Genomic DNA, 20988 nt, shown 5'->3' with positions numbered 1-20988 from the left:
AGCTCAGAGCGACGATCCGACGTGGACGACCAGGTCGGCGAGGCGGTTGGAGTAGCCCCACTCGTTGTCGTACCAGCCGACGACCTTGACCTGGTCGCCGATGACCTTGGTCAGGCCCGAGTCGAAGATGCACGACGCGGGGTCGGTGACGATGTCGGCCGAGACGATCTCGTCCTCGGTGTAGACCAAGAAGCCCTTCATGGCGCCCTCAGCGGCGTCCTTGACGATCTGGTTGACCTCTTCGACCGTGGTCTCGCGCGAGGCGGTGAAGGTCAGGTCGGTCGCCGAGCCCGTGGGCACCGGCACGCGGAGCGCGTAGCCGTCGAGCTTGCCCTTGAGCTCCGGCAGCACGAGGCTGACCGCCTTGGCGGCGCCGGTCGACGTCGGGATGATGCTCAGGTTGGCGGCGCGGGCCCGGCGCAGGTCGCTGTGCGGCGCGTCCTGCAGGTTCTGGTCCTGCGTGTAGGCGTGGATCGTCGTCATGAGGCCGCGCTCGATGCCGAGCGTGTCGTTGAGCGCCTTGGCCATCGGGGCGAGGCAGTTGGTCGTGCACGACGCGTTGGAGATCACGGTGTGTGCGGCCGGGTCGTAGAGCTCGTGGTTGACGCCCATGACGATCGTGACGTCTTCGTTCTTGGCCGGGGCCGAGATGATGACCTTCCTGGCGCCGCCGTCGATGTGGGCCTTGGCCTTGGTCGCGTCGGTGAAGAAGCCGGTCGACTCGATGACGATGTCGGCGCCGACGCTGGCCCAGTCGAGCTTGGCGGGGTCGCGCTCCTCGAACGCGGCGATCTTCTGGTCACCGACGTAGATGTAGCCCTCGTCGTAGGTGACGTCGGCGTCGAGGCGGCCGAGGATCGAGTCGTACTTGAGGAGGTGGGCGAGCGTCTTGTTGTCCGTCAGGTCGTTGACGGCGACGATCTCGATGTCTGCACCGGCGGCACGAGCCGCGCGGAAGAAGTTACGGCCGATACGGCCAAATCCATTGATGCCTACGCGTACGGTCACGGGGAACGTGTCTCCTGCGGGTCGATGTGGGTGACATGCGTAACCCTACCGAGTTGCCATCACTACCGGCGAGTCACCTCAGAGCCGTGAGACGCCGTGAGCGGCGAAGTCGCAGCGGTCAGCCTTCGGCGAGCTGCTCCTCGACGAGCGTGGACTCGGTGTCCGGCACGCCGAGCTCCTCGGCCCGCTTGTCGGCCATCGCGAGCAGCCTGCGGATGCGGCCGGCGATCGCGTCCTTGGTCAGCGCCGGGTCGTGCAGCTGACCGAGCTCCTCGAGGCTGGCCTGGCGGTGCTCGACGCGCAGCGTGCCGGCCATCTTGAGGTGGTCGGGAACCTCTTCGCCCAGGATCTCCAGGGCTCTCTGGGCTCGCGCGCCGGCGGCGACGGCCGCCCGCGCCGAACGGCGGAGGTTGGCGTCGTCGAAGTTGGCGAGCCGGTTGGCGGTCGCCCGCACCTCGCGGCGCATGCGGCGCTCTTCCCATGCGAGCAGGGACTCGTGGGCGCCCAGGCGGGTCAACAGCGCACCGATGGCCTCGCCGTCGCGGATGACGACGCGGTCGACGCCACGGACCTCGCGGGCCTTGGCGCTGATGCCGAGCCGGCGGGCGGCGCCGACGAGGGCGAGGGCGGCCTCGGGGCCGGGGCAGCTGACCTCGAGGGCGGACGAGCGACCGGGCTCGGTCAGCGACCCGTGGGCGAGGAACGTGCCGCGCCACGCGGCGACGGCATCGCACGACGAACCGGACACGACCTGCGGCGGCAGGCCGCGGATCGGCCGGCCGCTGCCGTCGATGAGGCCGGTCTGGCGGGCCAGGGCCTCGCCGTCCTTGGAGACGCGTACGACGTAGTGGGTGTCCTTGCGGATGCCGGCGTTCTGCATCACCAGCACCTCACTGTCGTGACCGTAGATCTCGGCGATGTCCTTGCGCAGGCGGCGAGCCGCCGCTCCGGTGTCGAGCTCGGCCTCGACGACAATGCGTCCGGAGACGATGTGCAGGCCGCCTGCGAAGCGCAGGATCGACGACACCTCGGCCTTGCGGCAGCACGACTTCGTGATCGTGGTGTTGGCGAGCTCCGCCTTCACCTGAGCCGTCATTGCCATGCGGCCGAACCCCTGTCTGTCGATGTCATTGTCGTGGAGAAGAGTGTCACTCTATGCCGTCCTCATGACCCTGCCGAACGCGGCTGCGAGCCGTCCTGGGTCGTGCTGATCCGATCCTGGGCTGGCCGCCACGTCCGCGACATACAACCGCGCACCGAGCGACCGGGCCGTCGACTCCAGCGTGCCACGCGTGTCAACGAGGCTGGTGTCGGCGATGACAGCATCCAACCCCAGCTCGGGCGCGTGTGCAGCCAGAACCTCGAGATGATCGGTCGGGGTGAGTCCTTCGGTCTCGCCCTCCTGCTCGTGGAGGTTGAGCACCAGGATGCGCTTGCCCTTGGTCTTGGTCAGGGCGTCCCGGAGGCCGGGCACGAGCAACGTCGGCATGACGCTGGTGAACCACGAGCCGGGCCCGACGACGACCCAGTCGGCGGCCTCCACGGCTGCCACGGCCTCGGGACACGCTGGAGGGTCACTGGGGTCGAGCCGGACGCTGACGACCTGGCCGTCGGTCGACGAGACCTCGACCTGGCCGCGTACGAGCGTCAAGCGGTCGGGAGCCGAGCGCAGGTGGACGTCGGCCTCGATGTCGAGCGGCACGGCGGCCATCGGCAGGACACGCCCCTGGGCTCCCAGCAGCTCACCGACGAGGTCGAGGCCGGCGACGTGATCGCCGACCTGGTCCCAGATCGCGGCGATCAGCAGGTTGCCGACGGCATGGTCCTTGAGCGGGCCGTTGCCGGAGAACCGGTGCTGCAGCACGGCGGCCCACGTGCGCCCCCAGTCGTCGTCTCCGCACAGCGCGGCGAGAGCCATGCGCAGGTCACCCGGCGGCAGCCCGCCGAGCTCGGCGCGGATGCGGCCCGACGACCCACCGTTGTCGGCCACCGTGACGACGCCCGTGAGGTCGGTCGTCAGGCGGCGCAGTGCGGAGAGACTGGCGGCGAGGCCGTGCCCTCCCCCGAGCGACACGACCTTGAGATCACCCTCGGCACGACCGGCGACGTGCGGCGTCATTCGCGCCCCAGGTCGCGGTGGACCACGAGCGTACGGACGCCGTGGGCCCGCAGGCGCTCGGCGAACGCCTCGGACATCGCGACGCTGCGGTGCCGGCCACCGGTGCACCCGATCGCGATCGTCAGGAAGTGCTTGTCCTCGCGGAGGTAGCCGTCGGTCAGCAGGGCGACGAGGCCTTCGTACTGCTCGAGGAACTCCGTCGACCGGGGCTGGCGCAGGACGTAGTCGCGCACCGGCTCGTCGAGTCCGCTCAACGGCCGCAGCTCGTCGACCCAGAACGGGTTGGGGAGGAAGCGCAGGTCGGCGACCATGTCGGCGTCGATCGGCAGGCCGTACTTGAAGCCGAACGACATCACCGAGGCGCGCAGGCCACCGGAGTCGGGGTCCTCGAAGGCTGCGCGAACGCGCTGGCCGAGCTGGTGGACGTTGAGGTTGGAGGTGTCGACCACGATGTCGGCTCGGCCCCGGATGCGCCTCAGGAGCTCGCGTTCGCGCTCCAGGCCGTCCATCAGCCGGCCCTCGAGGCTCAGCGGGTGCGGGCGGCGCGCGGCCTCCTGACGGCGTACGAGGACCTCGTCGGCCGCCTCGAGGTAGAGGATCTTGGTGTGGATGCCGTCGTCGCGCAGGGCTTCGAGGGCCTCGACGAGGCCGCCGAAGAACTGACGCGAGCGGGCGTCGACGACCACGGCGAGGCGGTCGATGTCCTTGGACTCCTGGATCGTGGTCACGGCCTGCGCCAGCAGGTCCGGCGGCAGGTTGTCGATGACGTAGTAGCCGAGCTTCTCGAGCACCTTGGCAGCCGAGCCGCGCCCTGCCCCGGTCATGCCGGTGATGAGCACGAACTGCGTCAAGGTCGTCAACTGTCCTCCAGGATCTCGCCGGTCGCGGTGTTGATGGCCGGTGCGTGCTCGCCGGTTGCGAGCGCTTCCACGATGGATTGTGCCGTAGCCGCGCCGATGCCGGGCACGGTTGCGATCTCTTCTGCTGTCGCCGCGCGCAGCTTCTTGACCGAGCCGAACGTCTTGAGCAGCGCCTTGCGGCGCGTGGGTCCGAGGCCTGCGACGGGATCGAGCACGCTCTCGATCATCGACTTGCTGCGTCGTCCGCGGTGGTGGGTGATGGCGAAGCGGTGTGCCTCGTCGCGGAGGCGCTGCAGCAGGTAGAGCCCCTCGCTCGTGCGCGGCAGGATCACCGGATCCTCGTCGTCGGGCAGCCACACCTCCTCGAGGCGTTTGGCCAGGCCCACGAGGGCGACGTCCTTGATGCCGAGCTCCTGCATCGCGGCGTGGGCTGCGGCGACCTGCGGCGGGCCACCGTCGACGACCACGAGGGCCGGTGTGTAGGCGAACTTGCGGGGCTTGCCGGTCTCGGGGTCGATGCCGGGACCGTCCTCGTCGTTGCCCTCACGGGCTCGCAGCAGCTGCGTGAACCGCCGCGTGATGACCTCGTGCATCGCCGCGACGTCGCTCTGGCCCTCGTTGCGGATCGTGAAGCGGCGGTACTCGGACTTGCGGGGCAGCCCGTCCTCGAACACGACCATCGACGCCACGGTCTCGGTCGCGCCGAGGTTGGAGATGTCGTAGCACTCGATGCGCAGCGGGGCGGTCTCGAGATCGAGCGCCTCCTGGATCTCCTCGAGCGCCTTGCTGCGGGCCGTGAGGTCGCCGGAGCGCTTGAGCTTGTGGCGTACGAGCGACTGCTTGGCGTTCTGCTCGACGGTCGCCATGAGGGCGCGCTTGTCGCCGCGCTTGGGGACCCTGATGCGTACGGGCCCGTCGCGGCGCTCGCTGAGCAGCTCGGCGACCGCGTTGGCATCGGCCGGCAGGGTTGGCACGAGCACCTCGCGCGGGATCGCCGACGGCGCGGCGTCCTCATAGAGCGTCATGAGGGCGGCCTGCACGAGCTCGGGGAACGGTGCCTCGTCGGCCTTGTCGGCGACCCAGCCGCGCTGACCGCGGATGCGGCCGCCGCGCACGGAGAAGATCTGCACCGCGACCTCGAGCGGATCGTCGACGAATCCCAGCACGTCGGCGTCGGTGCCGTCGCCGAACACGACGGTCTGCTTCTCGAGCACCCGGTGGAGTGCGCCCAGGTCGTCGCGAAGCTTGGCGGCGAGCTCGTACTCCTCGTTGTCGGAGGCCTCACGCATGCGCTGCTCGATGCGCTTGGTGAAGCCCGCGGTCTGCCCGCCCATGAACGCCAGGAAGTCGTTGACGATCGCGCGGTGCTCGTCGGCGTCGACGCGGCCCACGCACGGGGCGGCACACTTGCCGATGTCGCCCAGCAGGCACGGCCGGCCGATCGCCTTGGAGCGGCGAAACACGCCAGCCGAGCACGACCGCATCGGGAAGACCCGCAGCAGCGTGTCGACGGTGTCGCGAATCGCCCACGCGTGACCGTAGGGGCCGAAGTAGCGCACGCCCTTGCGCTGGGCGCCGCGCATGACCGTGACGCGCGGGAACTCCTCGCTGACCGTGACCGCGAGCCAGGGGTAGGACTTGTCGTCGCGGTACTTGACGTTGAAGCGCGGGTCGAACTCCTTGATCCAGGAGTACTCGAGCGCCAGCGCCTCGACCTCGGTGCTGACGACGGTCCACTCGACCGAGCTCGCGGTCAGCACCATCTGCTGCGTGCGCTGGTGCAGGTTGGTGATGTCCTGGAAGTAGGAGCTCAGCCGCGGCCGCAGTGACTTGGCCTTGCCGACGTAGATGACCCGGCGCTCGGCGTCGCGGAACCGGTAGACGCCGGGCTCGACCGGGATCTCACCGGGTGCCGGTCGATAGCTTGCGGGATCTGCCACCGACCCAGCCTACGAGGTGACGAGGAGCGGCTTGAGGAATGTGCCGGTGTGGCTGTCGGGGCTGTTGGCGATGTCCTCCGGGGTGCCCTCGGCGATCAGCAGTCCGCCGCCGCTGCCACCCTCGGGACCCATGTCGATGACCCAGTCGGCGGTCTTGATGACGTCGAGGTTGTGCTCGATGACGATGACCGAGTTGCCGGTGTCGACGATCCGCTGGAGCACGCCGAGCAGCTTGCGGATGTCCTCGAAGTGCAGACCCGTGGTCGGCTCGTCGAGGACGTAGACCGTGCGCCCGGTGGACCGCTTCTGGAGCTCGGCCGAGAGCTTGACGCGCTGCGCCTCGCCGCCCGACAGCGTGGGAGCGGACTGGCCCAGGCGTACGTAGCCCAGGCCGACATCGACAAGGGTGCGGAGGTGACGCGCGATCGCCGGGATCGCCTCGAAGAACTCGACGGCCTCCTCGATCGGCATCTCGAGGACCTCGGCGATCGTCTTGCCCTTGTAGTGCACCTCGAGCGTCTCGCGGTTGTAGCGGGCGCCGTGGCAGACCTCGCACGCGACGTAGACGTCGGGCAGGAAGTTCATCTCGATCTTGATCGTGCCGTCACCGGAGCACGCCTCACAGCGGCCGCCCTTGACGTTGAACGAGAACCGGCCCTGTTGATAGCCGCGCATCTTGGCCTCGGGCGTCTGCGCGAACAGCTTGCGGACGTGGTCGAACACGCCGGTGTAGGTCGCCGGGTTGGACCGCGGGGTGCGGCCGATCGGTGACTGGTCGACGTGGATGACCTTGTCGACCTCGTCGAGCCCGGTGATGCTGCGGTGGCGACCGGGAATCGTCCGAGCGCCATAGACGGTGCGGGCGAGCTGCGTGTAGAGGATGTCGTTGACCAGGGTCGACTTGCCGGAGCCGGAGACGCCCGTGACGGCGACGAACATGCCGAGCGGGAACGTCACGTCGATGTCGCGGAGGTTGTGCTCCTTGGCGCCGTGCACGGTGAGCTCGCGACCCTTGACCCGCTTGCGGCGCTTGTCGGGCAGCGGGATCGACTTGCGGCCCGAGAGGTACTGGCCGGTCAGGGAGTCCTGGCTGGCGTAGAGCTCGTCGACCGGGCCGGAGACGATGACCTGTCCCCCGTGCTCGCCGGCGCCGGGGCCGATGTCGACCGCCCAGTCGGCGGCGCGGATCGTGTCCTCGTCGTGCTCGACCACGATCAGCGTGTTGCCGAGGTCGCGCAGGCGCAGCAGCGTCTCGATGAGCCGGTGGTTGTCGCGCTGGTGCAGGCCGATCGACGGCTCGTCGAGGACGTAGAGCACTCCGACGAGCCCGGCGCCGATCTGGGTCGCCAGCCGGATGCGCTGGGCCTCACCGCCGGACAGCGAGCCTGCGGCCCGGTCGAGGGCGAGGTAGTCGAGACCGACGTCGAGGAGGAATCGCAGGCGCTCGTTGATCTCCTTGAGGACGCGTTCGCCGATCTGGCGCTCGCGGTCACTCATCTCGAGCGTCTGCAGGTAGTCGGACGCCTCGCTGATCGACAGCGCGCAGACCTCGGCGATGTTCTTGGCGCCGAACTTCTCGGACTCGAGCGTCACCGCGAGGATGACGGGCTTGAGGCGGGTGCCGTGGCAGACCCGGCACGGGACCTCGCGCATGAACCCTTCGAGGCGTTCGCGGTTGGTCTCGGAGTCGGTCTCGTCGTGCCGTCGCTCGAGGTAGGTGATCGCACCCTCGAACTCCGTGTAGTAGGACCGGACGCGGCCGTAGCGGTTCTTGTACTTGACGTGCACCTTGGTCGGGTGGCCGCGCAGGATCGCCTCGCGTACGTCCTCGGGCAGATCGCCCCACGGGGTGTCGGCGCTGAAGCCCAGCTCGTCGGCGAGCGCGCCGATCAGCCGGGAGAAGTAGTCGGCGACGTGCGCGGACGACCAGGGCGCGACGGCGCCCTCGTTGAGCGACTTGGCGTCGTCGGGGACGACCAGCTCGGGGTCGACCTCCATGCGGGTGCCGAGGCCGTGGCACTCGGGACAGGCACCGAACGGGGCGTTGAACGAGAACGAGCGCGGCTCGAGCTCGTCGACCTCGAGCGGGTGGTCGTTCGGGCAGGCGAGCTTCTCGGAGAACCGACGCGTGCGGTGCTCGTCGTCCTCGGGCAGGTCGACGTAGTCGATGATGACCAGGCCGTCGGCCAGCCCGAGTGCGGTCTCGACGGACTCGGTGAGGCGCTGCTTCTGGTTGCCCTTGACCTGCAGACGGTCGACGACCACGTCGATCGTGTGCTTCTTCTGCTTCTCGAGCTTGGGCGGCTCGTCGGCGAGCATGTGGGTCTCGCCGTCGACGATCGTGCGGCTGAAGCCCTGGGACTGCAGCTGGCGGAACAGCTCGCCGTACTCGCCCTTGCGGCCGCGGATGATGGGCGCGAGCACCTGGAACCGGGTGCCCTCGTCGCCGGCCATGATGCGGTCGACGATCTGCTGCGGGGTCTGGCGCGCGATCGCCTCGCCGCACACGGGGCAGTGTGGCCGGCCGGCGCGCGCGTAGAGCAGGCGGAGATAGTCGTAGACCTCGGTGATCGTGCCGACGGTCGACCGCGGGTTGCGGCTCGTGGACTTCTGGTCGATCGAGACCGCCGGCGACAACCCCTCGATGAAGTCGACGTCGGGCTTGTCCATCTGGCCGAGGAACTGGCGGGCGTACGCCGACAGCGACTCGACGTAGCGGCGCTGGCCCTCGGCGAAGATCGTGTCGAACGCCAAGGACGACTTGCCGGACCCCGAGAGTCCCGTGAACACGATCAGCGAGTCTCGTGGGAGGTCGAGCGAGACGTCCTTGAGATTGTGCTCTCGTGCGCCGCGGATGACGAGGCGGTCGGTCACTGGCTCCCCTGAAATGATTGGTGGTTGCGGGCAGAATCTTGGCCCATCCCATTGTATGGAGCGGGTCCGACAGAAACCCGTCGAGCGACCGTACGTTCGCTCACAGCGTGCTCGTCCGGGCCATCCGGCGGTGACGTGATCACCCGTCCTTGCTGTCGGCGGTGGATGGGTCGCCCTTCAGTACCCCTGATGGGCGACCAGGTCACCGCCCCGCTCCGGCGGCCAGGTCGCGGACGATGGACGCAGCCGGCCGTACGTCGTCGATCCGGGCCACGGTCTGCCCGGCGTACAGCGGTGACACCTCGAGCGCGTCGTCCGGCATGGACGAGCTCGCCGGGATCGGCGTGTAGAACGGCACGCGGACCGACTGGTGACGCACGAGCCACGACTGCACCCGCTCCGGCCCGCGGGACATCATCGGACGGGTCGCCGCGTTGAACGTACGAACCGCGGCCGGCCCGCGCCCGTCGGCGTGCAGCCACCTGGCGGTCGCCGCGTTCGGGAGGACGCGGTGCGTCCCGGGCCACCCGAGCCCGAACAGGTCGGTCAGGACCGTCGCGCTCCCCTGCCGCAGGCGCGCCTTGTAGCCCGCCGACGCCCTGCTCTCGTCCGACATGAGGAAGCGTGTGCCGCAGACGACCGCATCGGCCCCCGAAGCCAACGCGTGCGCCACGTCGTCGGCCGTGGCGATCCCGCCGGCCAGCAGCAGCGGGACGCCCGCGGGCAGCTCGCTGCGGACCTGTTCCAGGAGCTCCGCCGCGGGAACCCTGCCTCGTACGTGCCCGCCTGCCTCGACCCCCTGCACGATCACGGCGTCGACGCCGGCGGCGTGTGCCCGCGCGGCTTCATCGATCGAACCGACCTGATGGATCCACGGCTTGGCCGACAGCCGTACCGGTCGACCCCAGAACGTGACCACGATGTCGGCGTCCCTCGCCACCTGTGCGTGCGCGCGCCGGAGGAAGGGCAACAGGAGGTTGACGGCGATCAGGCCGTCCGTGCGCTCGCGTGCCTCGTCGAGCTGGTCGCGCATCCGCTGCGGGCTCGCCATCCCCAACGTGCCCAGTCCACCGGCCGACGTGACGGCAGCGGCCAGCGCCGGCCCGGCGATGCCACCACCCATCCCGGCCTGGACGATCGGCAGCGCGACCCCGTTGCTCGTCAGGAAGGAATCCATCAAGTCCTCGATTCGGGTGACCAGCCCACCATGGCACGCTGACAGCCGGTCTCGGCGGTGGATGAGTCGCCCATCAGCGCCAGTGACGGGCGACCAGGTCACCGCTCCCGACGCGGTCTGGCACGCTGAACCCATGACGTACACGGGAGAAGTCGAGGTCGGCGGTCCGGCCGACGTCCAGGTCGCGGGTGACCTGATGATCACCAAGGTCGCGGTCGGCGAGATGAACAACAACGCGTACCTGCTGCGCTGCGTCCTCACCGGCGAGCAGGTGCTGATCGATGCCGCCAACGAGTACGAGACGTTGCTCGGCCTGATCGGCACCGGCGGCCTCGCCCGGGTCGTCACGACGCACCGGCACGGCGATCACTGGCAGGCGCTCGCCACGATCGTGGAGCGCACCGGTGCCGAGACCGTCGCCGGAGAGGACGACGCCGACGAGCTGCCCGTTCCCGTCACGACCCGCGTACGTACTGGAGCCCGCGTCCGTGTCGGGTCCTGTGAGCTCGAGGTCATCGAGATCGTGGGTCACACACCCGGCTCGATCGTGCTGGCGTACGACGATCCCGACGGCGTCGTGCACCTGTTCACGGGCGACTCGCTGTTCCCCGGTGGCGTCGGCAACACGTTCGGGGATGCTGAGGCGTTCGCGACGCTGATCGACGACGTCGAGACGAAGCTGTTCGGCCGGTTCCCGGATGACACCTGGGTCTACCCGGGCCACGGCCACGACACGACCCTGGGTGCCGAGCGACCACATCTCGCGGAGTGGCGCGAGCGCGGGTGGTGACGAACGTCGGCTAGGCCTTGGCGTCAACCTCGGGCTCGTCGCCGTCGCCGCTCTCGGCGACGTCCTTCTTGCGCTGGATCTCCATCTTGACGATGTTCGCGTCGTGCGCGGCCGGATGGAAGATCTCCTCCATGATCCCGAACGCCCCTGACGTGCCAGAGGCACCCGTGGCCGAGCTGTGCTCCGCCCGGCCCGCGACGAGCGGGATGCCGAAGACCACGGCGACGATCAGGACGGCGACGATGATCGCGGCGGTGAGCATACGGCCAGCGTACGCATCTCAGTCGGCAAGGAGCTCCGACAGAGGTCCGCGTACGACGAACGCGCCGGTGTCGAGGTCGAGGCCGAGGGCGCGGAACAGCTCCCCGACGAGGCCACGCCCGATCGATGGCACGGCGACCGGCGCCGGCAGGGGCGGGTGTGGATCCGCCCATGGCCCGTTCGGGATCACGAGCCGTGGCACCGGCAGGGGCCTGAGGTGTGCCACCGAGGCCGGACGGCTCACACCCGGACGGTCATCAGCGCCGCTGGCGACCCACCCCACACCGAACGACACCGCTGCCACCGCAGCGGCCGTCACGGCTGCACGGAGCACACGGCGCATGCTCGGATCATAACCGGCTCAGCGGTGGTGACCTTGGCTCTCGTATGCCGCCTGGGCGAATGCCAGCACCAGACCGGCGAGCGCCGACAGGATCGCGACCGCGACGGCGACGTAGCCCCATGGCTCGCGGTTGATCTCCCCGTCACGCGCGACCGCGATGATGATCGCCGCGCCCGCCGCGACGAAGACGACGAGTGCGGTGTAGAGGCCCCACCGCCGGTGATGCTCGTGGAGCGTCAGCTGCCTGCGCGCCATGCCTTCATCGTGCGCCCGAGACGGCCGCCACGCAAGCTACTCGTCGCGGGGCAGCGAGACGTACACGGCGTTGACCGCCACCGCCTGCTCGAGCTCGGTCGAGAGCCCGGCGAAGAACTGCGAGCGGTACGTCTCGTCGGTCACCGCGTAGACCGTGAAGTAGAGCCCCGCGAACGACGCGAGGAACACCGCGACCTGGAACAGCTCGTTGGTGACCGGCAGGTGCTTGCCGAACCGCGACGGCAGATCAGTGACGTGGTCCTGCTGCGTCCACGACATCACGGTCTCGTTGGAGATGGTCAGGTGCCCGAAGACCACGAAGAAGACGAACAGGCCCAGGCTGAGCAGCAGCACCTGGATCGCCTGGTTGAACAGCAGCACCAGCACCAGGTTGGCCCGGGCGAACCTCGGCAGCTCGGCGGGCGCCGCGGTGATCGACCGAGCCGCTTCGGCAGCGGGTGTCCCGACGCAGCAGTCCGCAAGCCGTTCGCCGGCGACCTCACGCTCGACGCGCCGCACCTCCTCGGGCAGGCGTACGAGCAGGAACACCGTGGCGATCACGGCGAAGAAGGCGACGGATGCCCACAGCACGTTGCGCGACATCAGCGCAGCGACCTGCCAGACCTCGGCGTTGATGAACAGGAACGTCACGGCCAGCAGCAGCAGCGGCAGCGCCCGGGTCAGCAGCGGGAACATCAGCCCGAGCGACCCGAACGTACGTCGCACGGCCCAGCGGAGCATCGTGCCCATCCGGAGCAGCCGTCCGGCGAAAAGCCCCAGGGACGCCAGGAACAGCGCGATCCCTGCAGCCGGCCCCCACTTGGGGTCATCGGCGAGCACGCCCACGGCGATCCCGACGCCGATCGACGCCGCGACGATCAGCGCGATGACGGCCGTGATGCGCTTGCGCGAGAGCCACCTCTCGACCCGATCGGCGTGGTCACCGGCGAAGTAGGGCAGCCCGTGGTCGTCGAACCACGCCTCGATCTCCGCAGCGGTACGTGCGTGGGTGCCGGCCACGTCAGAAGGTGACGGGCAGCTCGTCGACGCCGTAGACGAAGGACAGCTGGCGGAAGCTCAGCTCTTCCTGCGGCTTGGCGAGCGCGAGGTCCGGGAACCGCCGGAACAGCCGCGGCAGCGCGATGCGCAGCTCCATGCGGGCGAGCTCGGCGCCGATGCAGCGGTGGATGCCGTGGCCGAACGCGAGATGACCGCTGGACGGAACGCGGTAGGGGTCGAACTCGTCGGGTCGCTCCCCCGCCGAGCCCGGGTCGCGGTTGGCGCCGCTCAACGAGGCGAGCACGACGTCACCGGCCTTGAGCTGCTGGCCGAACAGCATCATGTCCTGCTTGGCGAAGCGCGGGAAGGCGACCTGCACGACCGAGAGGTAGCGCAGGAGCTCCTCGACGATGCGGTCGACGTCATCGGGATCGCCCTTGCGGATCAGCTCGGCGTAGGAAGGATCGCGCAGCAGGACGATCGTGCCCAGCGCGATCATGCCGGCAGTCGTCTCGAACCCTCCGGTGAACACCCCGTCGGCCAGTCCGGCCAGGTCGACGTCGGAGATCGTGTCGCCCTCGTCCCGCAGGATCTGGCCGATCAGGCCCGGTCCGGGCTCCTTGCGCTGCTTGGCGACGGCCTCGAACAGGAACTCGCGCTGCTCCGAGACCGCGCCGAACGCCGCGGCCCCACCGTTCGTGGCGTCGAACCGAGCGCTCCCGAGCTTCTCGAACGCGTCGCGGTCGTCGTAGTCGAGCCCGAGCAAGGCGCAGATGGTCTGGAACGGCACCGGGAACGCGACGTGCTTGGCCAGGTCGGCGCCGGAACCCTCGCTCGCGAGGTTGTCGAGCTGGCGATCGACGATCTCGCTGATCATCGGCTCGAGCCGCGCCAGGCGGCGCATCGTGAACTCCGGCGTGACGATCTTGCGCAGTCGCGTGTGCAGCGGCGGGTCGGTGAACCCGAGGCCGCCGATGTCGTCGGAGGTGGCCGGTCCGTCGCCGTGGAACATGTGCCGGATGTCGTTGGAGTACGAGTCACGGTCCGTGAGGATGCGACGCGACTCCTCGTAACCGGTGACCAGGAACGCCCGGAAGTTGAACGGCAGGTCGAGCCGGTGCATGGGCTCGGTGGCGCGGATCTCGGCGATCTGCGGAACCGGGTCGAGGCCGTTGCGCTGCAGCGGGACCTTGGTCGGTTCAGGGATGAACGAGATGCGTGAGAGGTCGATGCCCTTCTTCTGGATGCGCCGTACGACCAGCTTGCCGATCCATCCGGAGACTTTTCCTCTGACATCAACCACGGGTCGAAACTACACTGCCCGGTTGCGGCGCCGGGCCACTCGGTGAAGGGTGAGACCCAGGTCGCGCCCGACCGGGGCGCGGGCACAAGGGGGCCATCATGAGTACGGACACATCAGAATCGAGACCGGACACTGAGCTTCGCAGGGTCATGGGACCCAAGCTCCTGCTGCTCTTCATCGTCGGTGACATCCTCGGCACGGGCGTCTACGCGCTCACGGGCCAGGTCGCCGCCGAGGTCGGGGGCGCAGCATGGCTGCCGTTCCTCGTGGCATTCATCGTGGCCACGCTGACCGCGTTCTCGTACCTGGAGCTCGTCACGAAGTACCCGCAGGCCGCCGGCGCCGCCCTGTACGTCCACAAGGCCTTCGGCGTGCACTTCTTCACGTTCATCGTCGCGTTCGCCGTGATGTGCTCGGGCATCACGTCCGCCTCGACCGCCTCGCGCGCCTTCGCCGCGAACCTGGCGACCGGCATCGAGTGGGAGGCCAGCAACACCGAGATCATGCTCATCGCGCTGGCCTTCATGGCGCTCGTCATGGCCGTCAACCTGCGCGGTGTCAGCGAGAGCGTCAAGGCCAACGTCGTGCTGACGCTCGTGGAGCTGTCCGGCCTGGTCATCGTGATCCTCATCGGCTGCTATGCCATCGCGGGCGGTGACGCCGACTTCGGCCGCGTCGTGGCCTTCGACACCCCTGACGACAAGAACGTCTTCCTCGCCGTGACGACGGCGACGTCGCTGGCGTTCTTCGCGATGGTCGGCTTCGAGGACTCGGTCAACATGGCCGAGGAGTGCCACGAGCCGCACAAGATCTTCCCCCGCATGATGCTCACCGGGCTGGGCATCACCGGCACGATCTACATCCTGGTGTCGATCTGCGCCGTCGCGCTGGTGCCGGTCGGCACGCTGGCGGGCAGCGACACCCCGCTGATCGAGGTCGTCAAGGCAGGCGCCCCGGACTTCCCGATGGACAAGATCCTGCCGTTCATCTCGATGTTCGCGGTCGCCAACTCAGCGCTGATCAACATGATGATGGCCAGCCGCCTGCTCTATGGCATGTCCAAGCAGGGCGTCATCCCCAAGTCGTTGTCCAAGGTGCACGCCAGGAACCGGACCCCGTGGGCGTCGATTCTCTTCACGACGGCGTTGGCCTTCGGCCTCATCGCGTACGTCTCGAACGCGAGCGATGACGCGATCGCGGTGCTCGGCGGCACGACGGCCCTCCTGCTGCTCGGGGTGTTCGCGGTCGTCAACGTCGCGGTGCTCGTGCTGCGGCACGACCGCGTGGATCGTCCGCACTTCCGGACCCACACGGCGATCGCCATCACCGGGGCGTTGTCCTGCCTCTACCTCGTGACGCCCTTGTCGGGTCGCGACAGCGAGCAGTACGAGGTGGCCGGCATACTGCTGGCGATCGGCCTGGTGCTCTCGGTGCCGATCTACCTCTTCCGGCGCGCGCAGGGCGAGGACCTCGAGATCACCGATCCCGAGGACATCCCGCCCCACGAGCTGCCGTGACGCTGGGTCAGCCCTGACGCTCTCGTCGCGACGAGACCGTCAGGCTGACCACCGCGGTGATCGACAAGATGGCGACGATCACGCCGAGGCTCAGCAGCGTCGGGATCTCCGGTACGTCGAAGTGCTCGCCACCGTTGACGAAGGGCAGCTCGTTGGTGTGCAACGCGTGCAGCACGAGCTTCACGCCGATGAACGCCAGCAGGAGCGCCAGGCCCTGCGACAGGTAGATCAGGCGCTTGAGCAGGTCGCCGAGCAGGAAGTAGAGCTGACGGAGGCCCATCAGCGCGAACACGTTGGCCGTGAAGACGAGGTAGGGCTCCTTGGTGAGGCCGTAGATCGCCGGGATCGAGTCGAGGGCGAACAGCAGGTCCGTCGTGCCGAGGGACAGGATGACCAGGAACATCGGCGTGATGAAGGTCTTCTTGTTCTCCTTGATGAAGAGCTTGAGCCCGTGCCACTCGTTCTTGGTGTTGAAGTAGCGGCGGGCGAAGCGCACGACGCCGTTCTCGCCGTCGTCGTCGTGATCGGTGTCCTTGACCAGCGTGTAGGCGGTCCAGAGCAGGAACGCGCCGAAGATGTAGAAGATCCACGAGAAGTTCTCGATCGCGACCGCGCCGAGCGCGATGAAGATGCCACGGAACACCAGCGCGATGATGATGCCGACGAGCAGTGCCTCCTGCTGCAGCTTCCTGGGCACCTTGAAGCTCGCCATGATGATCAAGAAGATGAACAGGTTGTCGATCGAGAGGCTGTACTCGGTCAGCCAGCCGGCGAAGAACTGCAGGCCGAAGTCGCCGCCCTTCTCAGGCACGTTGTGGTGGATCGTCACCCAGATGCCGAACGCCACCGCGAGGCCGATGTAGCCGGCGAGGTAGATCGCGCACTCCTTGAGCGTCGGCTCGTGCGGCTTGCGCGCCACGATGATGACGTCGAACAGCAGCACGGCGACCGTCACCCCGATCGTCACGAACCACTCGGTCTGGGAGACCGACATGCCGATCGTGTCGGCTGAGCTTTCGGCAAAGGGCAGGATCACAGCGGGTACCTCCGGTCGTCAGGACGCCGGAGGTCTCTTCCGCCGCCTGATGCGGCCCGCAACACCGGGCGACTGCTGGGAGTCTCCGTGATGACGACGTTGCGATCGGGGAATACTCCCCTCCGCGGAACATTCTTGCAGACTCCGGAGGGTCCCCGAGCCACGCGTCGCGCGGCAGGGGTCAGACCTCGTCGATCGCGCCTGTGGCCACGTCGAACACGAAACCCCGGACGTTGTCCTTGTGAGGGATGAACGGGTTCGACCTGATCCGGTTGATCCCCTGCTTGACGTCATCGGCGGGGTCCGGGAAGGCCTCGGCCGCCCACGTCGGGCGGATGCCGGTGTCCTTCTCGATGTCCTGGCGGAATCCGTCGTCGGTGAACGTGATCATGCCGCAGTCGGTGTGGTGGACGAGGACGATCTCCTCGGTGCCCAGCAGACGCTGGCTGATGGCCAACGACCGCAGCGCATCCTCCGTCACGACACCGCCGGCGTTGCGGATCACGTGGGCATCACCCTCGTTGATGCCCAGGATCTTGGCGGGGTCGAGACGCGCGTCCATGCAGGCGACGACCGCGACCTTGCGGGCGGGCGGCAGCGGGAGCGGCCCGTTGAAACCCTCCTGGTACGACTTGTTGGCTTCGACGAACTCGTCGGTGACGGTCATGGGTTCTCCTCGGTGGTGGATGGTCCTCACACCATGGCTCGGATTCGCCGCGAATCGGCCGGCGTACCACGGCGTGACACACCGAGCAGGATCAGCCGAACGGTTGCTATAGGGCGCGGCCGCGCAGCTCGAGCCAGACGCCGCGGGCCCATGGTCCCTCCGGCTGCAACGCCGGGTGACCGAACGCGTCCGGGGGTGTGGTCTGCGGCTCGACGCACACCGTGTCGGCGGGCTCGTCGTAGACGACCCACCAGGCGGCCGAGGACTCCAGCGTCAGCTCCAGCGCTCCCGGCCACGTCAACACGGGCGCCGAGACGAGGCGGAAGCAGTCATCCCACGGGCCCGGTGCCGGGTCGACGAGCCTGCCGGTCGGCAGACCGTCGGCGCCGCGCTCCACCATGACCTCGGGCCGCAGCGACGCCACGAGCTCGCCGCCCACGCCGAGGCGGCGCCTGAACCACGGGTGCAACCCGATCGAGCACGGCGCCTCCGTGTCGTCGTCCCACGACAGCTCGATGCGGATGCCGTCATCGAGGAGCTCATAGGTCAGCGTGGCGACGCCCTCAGTCGGCCAGGGGTCCCCGATCGCCAGCTCGTATGCTCCCTCGGCCACGCGCTCCCACGCGCGGGTGTGTCCCAATCCGTGCAGGGCGTGCGTCCCGTCGGTCTGCGGCAGCTCGTACGTCGTGCCGTCCAGCTCGATCAGGCCGTCGCGGACTCGCCCGGCCCACGGGACCATCGGGAAGCAGCCGTCGGCGATCGCCGGATCGATGCCGGGATCGCTGGCGCGTGCCAAGACCTCGTGGCCCTCGACGACCAGGCTCGTGAGGCGGGCGCCACGCGCCGGATCGATGACGGCACGAACACGCTCGTTGAGCAAGACATGGGTCACGGGGACAGTCTGGCGTACCCACCGCTCAAGGGCCGAGGAAGTCTCAGACGCCGGCTTGGAGCATGCTGCGGAGCTCCTTCTTGAGGTCGCCGATCTCGTCGCGCAGGCGCGCAGCGACCTCGAACTGCAGCTCGGCTGCCGCGGCCCGCATCTGCTCACTGAGCTGTTCGATGAGGTCGGCCAGCTCGCCCGACGGCAGGTTGGCGAGGTCGGCGGTGTGCCCCAGCGGCACCGGCGCACCCTTGCGTCGCTTGTCGCCGGTCGCCGCGAGCAGGTTGGCCGTGTCGGCATCCTCGCGGGCGAGCATGTCGGTGATGTCGCCGATCTTCTTGCGCAACGGTGTCGGGTCGATGCCGTTGGCCGTGTTGTAGGCGACCTGCTTCTCGCGACGGCGGTTGGTCTCCTCGATCGCCCAGCCCATCGAGTCGGTGATCGTGTCGGCGTACATGATGACCTGGCCCGACACGTTGCGCGCCGCGCGGCCGATCGTCTGGATGAGGGACCGGCCGGAGCGCAGGAAGCCCTCCTTGTCGGCGTCGAGGATCGCCACGAGGCTCACCTCAGGCAGATCGAGGCCCTCACGCAACAGGTTGATGCCGACCAGGACGTCGTACTCCCCCATGCGCAGCTCACGGAGCAGCTCGACACGACGCAGCGTGTCGACCTCGCTGTGAAGGTAGCGGGTGCGGATGCCGGCCTCGAGGAGGTAGTCGGTGAGGTCTTCGGACATCTTCTTGGTCAGCGTCGTGACGAGCACCCGCTCCTCGCGATCGGTGCGCGTGCGGATCTGCGTGATCAGGTCGTCGATCTGGCCCTTGGTCGGCTTGACGATGACCTCGGGGTCGATCAGGCCGGTCGGGCGGATGATCTGTTCGACGACGTCGCCCTGGACCTTCTCCATCTCGTAGTTTCCCGGAGTTGCCGAGAGGTAGACGGTCTGACCGATGCGCTCGAGGAACTCGGCCCACTTGAGCGGCCGGTTGTCCATCGCGCTGGGCAGCCGGAAGCCGTGCTCGACGAGCGAACGCTTGCGCGACATGTCGCCTTCGTACATCGCACCGATCTGCGGGATCGTCACGTGTGACTCGTCGACCACCAGGACGAAGTCGTCGGGGAAGTAGTCGAGCAGGCAGTGACCCGGCGTGCCGGGGCCGCGACCGTCCATGTGGCGGGAGTAGTTCTCGATACCGGCGCACGTGCCGACCTGCTGCATCATCTCGAGGTCGTAGGTCGTGCGCATGCGCAGTCGCTGGGCCTCGAGAAGCTTGCCCTCGCCCTCGAGCTCGGCGAGACGCTCCTCCAGCTCGATCTCGATCGTGCGCATCGCGCGATTCATGGTCTCCTGGCCGGCGGCGTAGTGCGTCGCTGCGCCGACGTAGAGCTCCTGGTCGTCGCTGAGCACCTCGCCGGTCAGCGGGTGCAGCGTCATGAGCCGCTCGATCTCGTCGCCGAAGAACTCCACCCGCACGGCGTGCTCCTGGTAGACGGGGAAGATCTCGACGGTGTCGCCCTTGACCCGGAACGTGCCGCGCGTCGACGCGACGTCGTTGCGGACGTATTGAGCCTGCACGAGCGTGCGCAGCAGCTGCTCGCGCGGCAGCTCCTCACCGACCTTGAAGCCGATCATGCGCTCGAGGTATTCCTGCGCCGAGCCGAGGCCGTAGATGCACGACACCGTGGCCACCACGATGACGTCGCGTCGCGTCAGCAGCGACCACGTCGCCGAGTGGCGCAGGCGCTCGACCTCTTCGTTGACCGACGAGTCCTTCTCGATGTAGGTGTCGCTCTGCGCGATGTAGGCCTCGGGTTGGTAGTAGTCGTAGTAGGAGACGAAGTATTCGACCGCGTTGTTGGGCAGCAGCCCACGCAGCTCGTTGGCGAACTGGGCCGCGAGCAGCTTGTTGGGCATCATCACGAGCATCGGCCGCTGCAGCCGCTCGGCGAGCCACGCGGTCGTCGCGGTCTTGCCGGTGCCGGTCGCGCCGAGCAGCACGTTGTCCTTGATCCCGGCCTTGATCCGGCGTTCGAGCTCGGCGATCGCCGCCGGCTGGTCACCGGCGGGCTGGTAGTCGGAGACGACCTCGATGGGCGCCACCTGGCGCTGCAGCTCTGACACGGACCTCATGCCGTCGCCTCCACAAAAAACCAACCATACGGAGCCGACGGCATGATGTTTGGATGGTCGTGCTCGCTGGCGCTCGCTCTCATACCCACGAGCCTACGTCCAGCCACCGACAAAGCCCTCTAAAGTGGCTGCCATGCCCGTCTCGGAACGCCGCGCTGAGCGCAAGAGGGAGATCCTCGACGCCACACGCGCGCTGTTCGACGAGCGTGGCGTGCGCGACGCGCAGATCGAGGACATCGCGAGGGCCGTGGGCATCAACCGCGCGATCATCTACCGGCACTTCTCCGGCAAGGAGGAGCTGTTCGCCGAGACGCTCGTCGGCTACCTCGACGAGCTCGGGGGGACGCTGCAGACTGCTGACGACGACACGCTCGAGCCCGTCGGGCGCCTCGAGAACCTGGTCGTCGTGTTCCTGGACTTCGGGTCGGCCTATCCGGCGTTCGTCGACTGCGCCCAGACCCTGCTGCGTCGCCGCGGCGAGGAGCTCATGGAAGAGGTCAGCGAGCGGGTCATGTTCGACCTCGGCCGGGCGATGGCGGCGTGCCTCAACCACGTCGTCGACGTGCTCGAGGCCGGGGTCAAGGCCGGCGAGTTCCACGTGCGCGACCCCAACCTGCTGGCCAACGTGTTCTACACCCAGGCGCTCGGCGTCATGAACCTCACGACGCTCCAGTTGTCCGTACGCGAGCAGGACCCCGGCCAGCCCGCCGTCGACGCCGTGCCGTTCGACGTGGTCAAGACCTATCTGCAGCACGCCGCGGTCGCGATGGCCCGCGCCGAGCCGTCGACCTGACCCCGGCGGCACGTAGCGCGTCAACCGGC

At 68.5% G+C, this 20988-nt stretch carries 19 protein-coding genes; 3 read left to right on the top strand and 16 right to left on the bottom strand.

Translation table 11 applies throughout. The annotated features are described in order from the left end of the window. Window positions 1-3: 3 nt before the first annotated feature. The 7 genes from gap to ASC61_RS16205 all read right to left on the bottom strand — a co-directional run bounded on the left by gap (window position 4) and on the right by ASC61_RS16205 (window position 9978). Window positions 4-1008, bottom strand: coding sequence for a type I glyceraldehyde-3-phosphate dehydrogenase (gap, locus tag ASC61_RS16235; protein WP_056213620.1), 1005 nt, complete (start codon window positions 1006-1008; stop codon window positions 4-6). 118 nt (window positions 1009-1126) lie between these two features. Continuing rightward, window positions 1127-2110, bottom strand: a complete 984-nt coding sequence (whiA, locus tag ASC61_RS16230; RefSeq protein ID WP_056213618.1) for a DNA-binding protein WhiA — start codon at window positions 2108-2110, stop codon at window positions 1127-1129. 51 nt (window positions 2111-2161) lie between these two features. Next, window positions 2162-3127: a gluconeogenesis factor YvcK family protein gene (locus ASC61_RS16225; protein ID WP_056213617.1), complete on the bottom strand. Its 966-nt coding sequence runs from the start codon at window positions 3125-3127 to the stop codon at window positions 2162-2164. Then, on the bottom strand, window positions 3124-3987 hold the full coding sequence (gene rapZ, locus ASC61_RS16220) for an RNase adapter RapZ (RefSeq protein WP_056213615.1): 864 nt from the start codon (window positions 3985-3987) through the stop codon (window positions 3124-3126). Before rapZ ends, ASC61_RS16225 begins: the two co-directional genes overlap by 4 nt. Then, window positions 3984-5927, bottom strand: a complete 1944-nt coding sequence (uvrC, locus tag ASC61_RS16215) for an excinuclease ABC subunit UvrC (RefSeq protein ID WP_056213614.1) — start codon at window positions 5925-5927, stop codon at window positions 3984-3986. The genes rapZ and uvrC overlap by 4 nt, the downstream gene beginning before the upstream one ends. Window positions 5928-5936: 9 nt before the next feature. Then, the gene (gene uvrA, locus ASC61_RS16210; RefSeq protein ID WP_056213612.1) at window positions 5937-8801 is read right to left on the bottom strand and encodes an excinuclease ABC subunit UvrA; all 2865 of its coding nucleotides are present in this window, start codon (window positions 8799-8801) and stop codon (window positions 5937-5939) included. Between the two features lie 202 nt (window positions 8802-9003). Then, window positions 9004-9978, bottom strand: coding sequence for an NAD(P)H-dependent flavin oxidoreductase (locus tag ASC61_RS16205; protein ID WP_056213610.1), 975 nt, complete (start codon window positions 9976-9978; stop codon window positions 9004-9006). A 133-nt stretch (window positions 9979-10111) separates the two neighbouring features. On the opposite strand from ASC61_RS16205, the gene ASC61_RS16200 reads away from it, so the two are divergent. After that, window positions 10112-10768: an MBL fold metallo-hydrolase gene (locus ASC61_RS16200; RefSeq protein WP_056215816.1), complete on the top strand. Its 657-nt coding sequence runs from the start codon at window positions 10112-10114 to the stop codon at window positions 10766-10768. A gap of 10 nt (window positions 10769-10778) precedes the next feature. Here the strand turns inward: ASC61_RS16200 and ASC61_RS16195 are convergent, their stop codons facing one another. From ASC61_RS16195 to ASC61_RS16175, 5 genes are read right to left on the bottom strand one after another with little or no spacing between them, the layout of a single operon-like run. After that, complete coding sequence (locus ASC61_RS16195) at window positions 10779-11030, bottom strand: hypothetical protein (RefSeq protein WP_056213608.1); 252 nt, start codon at window positions 11028-11030, stop codon at window positions 10779-10781. Window positions 11031-11048: 18 nt separating this feature from the next. Next, window positions 11049-11372 carry a hypothetical protein gene (locus tag ASC61_RS16190; protein ID WP_056213607.1) on the bottom strand — a complete coding sequence of 108 codons (324 nt, stop codon included), beginning with the start codon at window positions 11370-11372 and terminating at the stop codon, window positions 11049-11051. A gap of 18 nt (window positions 11373-11390) precedes the next feature. Then, entirely contained in the window at window positions 11391-11627 is a 237-nt protein-coding gene (locus ASC61_RS16185; protein WP_056213605.1) for a hypothetical protein, read from the bottom strand. 36 nt (window positions 11628-11663) lie between these two features. Further along, a complete protein-coding gene (locus tag ASC61_RS16180) occupies window positions 11664-12647 on the bottom strand; it encodes a hypothetical protein (protein WP_056213604.1) in 984 nt (327 codons plus the stop codon). A 1-nt stretch (window position 12648) separates the two neighbouring features. After that, window positions 12649-13929: a cytochrome P450 gene (locus tag ASC61_RS16175; RefSeq protein WP_056213602.1), complete on the bottom strand. Its 1281-nt coding sequence runs from the start codon at window positions 13927-13929 to the stop codon at window positions 12649-12651. Window positions 13930-14078: 149 nt separating this feature from the next. Here ASC61_RS16175 and ASC61_RS16170 point away from each other — a divergent pair, with 149 nt between their 5' ends. Further along, window positions 14079-15446: an APC family permease gene (locus ASC61_RS16170; protein ID WP_235503572.1), complete on the top strand. Its 1368-nt coding sequence runs from the start codon at window positions 14079-14081 to the stop codon at window positions 15444-15446. A gap of 7 nt (window positions 15447-15453) precedes the next feature. Here the strand turns inward: ASC61_RS16170 and ASC61_RS16165 are convergent, their stop codons facing one another. The 4 genes from ASC61_RS16165 to uvrB all read right to left on the bottom strand — a co-directional run bounded on the left by ASC61_RS16165 (window position 15454) and on the right by uvrB (window position 20166). Next, window positions 15454-16482: a TerC family protein gene (locus ASC61_RS16165; protein WP_442854213.1), complete on the bottom strand. Its 1029-nt coding sequence runs from the start codon at window positions 16480-16482 to the stop codon at window positions 15454-15456. Between the two features lie 181 nt (window positions 16483-16663). Then, on the bottom strand, window positions 16664-17149 hold the full coding sequence (locus tag ASC61_RS16160; protein WP_056213598.1) for a beta-class carbonic anhydrase: 486 nt from the start codon (window positions 17147-17149) through the stop codon (window positions 16664-16666). 106 nt (window positions 17150-17255) lie between these two features. Continuing rightward, entirely contained in the window at window positions 17256-18041 is a 786-nt protein-coding gene (locus tag ASC61_RS16155; RefSeq protein ID WP_056213597.1) for an aldose 1-epimerase, read from the bottom strand. Between the two features lie 43 nt (window positions 18042-18084). After that, window positions 18085-20166 carry an excinuclease ABC subunit UvrB gene (uvrB, locus tag ASC61_RS16150; RefSeq protein WP_056213595.1) on the bottom strand — a complete coding sequence of 694 codons (2082 nt, stop codon included), beginning with the start codon at window positions 20164-20166 and terminating at the stop codon, window positions 18085-18087. 133 nt (window positions 20167-20299) lie between these two features. Here uvrB and ASC61_RS16145 point away from each other — a divergent pair, with 133 nt between their 5' ends. Next, on the top strand, window positions 20300-20959 hold the full coding sequence (locus ASC61_RS16145; protein ID WP_056215807.1) for a TetR/AcrR family transcriptional regulator: 660 nt from the start codon (window positions 20300-20302) through the stop codon (window positions 20957-20959). Window positions 20960-20988 lie beyond the last annotated feature (29 nt).

The organism is Aeromicrobium sp. Root344, assembly GCF_001425755.1.
Taxonomy (GTDB): domain Bacteria; phylum Actinomycetota; class Actinomycetes; order Propionibacteriales; family Nocardioidaceae; genus Aeromicrobium.
Note: the sequence above shows the minus strand (reverse complement) of the source record. Positions and strands in the feature narration are given on the sequence as shown.

Coding starts and splice junctions, on each gene's coding strand:
- whiA (WP_056213618.1), bottom strand. CDS start 2,110: ATGGCAATGACGGCTCAGGTGAAGGCGGAGCTCGCCAACACCACGATC.
- ASC61_RS16225 (WP_056213617.1), bottom strand. CDS start 3,127: ATGACGCCGCACGTCGCCGGTCGTGCCGAGGGTGATCTCAAGGTCGTG.
- ASC61_RS16205 (WP_056213610.1), bottom strand. CDS start 9,978: ATGGATTCCTTCCTGACGAGCAACGGGGTCGCGCTGCCGATCGTCCAG.
- ASC61_RS16200 (WP_056215816.1), top strand. CDS start 10,112: ATGACGTACACGGGAGAAGTCGAGGTCGGCGGTCCGGCCGACGTCCAG.
- ASC61_RS16195 (WP_056213608.1), bottom strand. CDS start 11,030: ATGCTCACCGCCGCGATCATCGTCGCCGTCCTGATCGTCGCCGTGGTC.
- ASC61_RS16190 (WP_056213607.1), bottom strand. CDS start 11,372: ATGCGCCGTGTGCTCCGTGCAGCCGTGACGGCCGCTGCGGTGGCAGCG.
- ASC61_RS16185 (WP_056213605.1), bottom strand. CDS start 11,627: ATGGCGCGCAGGCAGCTGACGCTCCACGAGCATCACCGGCGGTGGGGC.
- ASC61_RS16170 (WP_235503572.1), top strand. CDS start 14,079: ATGGGACCCAAGCTCCTGCTGCTCTTCATCGTCGGTGACATCCTCGGC.
- ASC61_RS16160 (WP_056213598.1), bottom strand. CDS start 17,149: ATGACCGTCACCGACGAGTTCGTCGAAGCCAACAAGTCGTACCAGGAG.
- uvrB (WP_056213595.1), bottom strand. CDS start 20,166: ATGAGGTCCGTGTCAGAGCTGCAGCGCCAGGTGGCGCCCATCGAGGTC.
- ASC61_RS16145 (WP_056215807.1), top strand. CDS start 20,300: ATGCCCGTCTCGGAACGCCGCGCTGAGCGCAAGAGGGAGATCCTCGAC.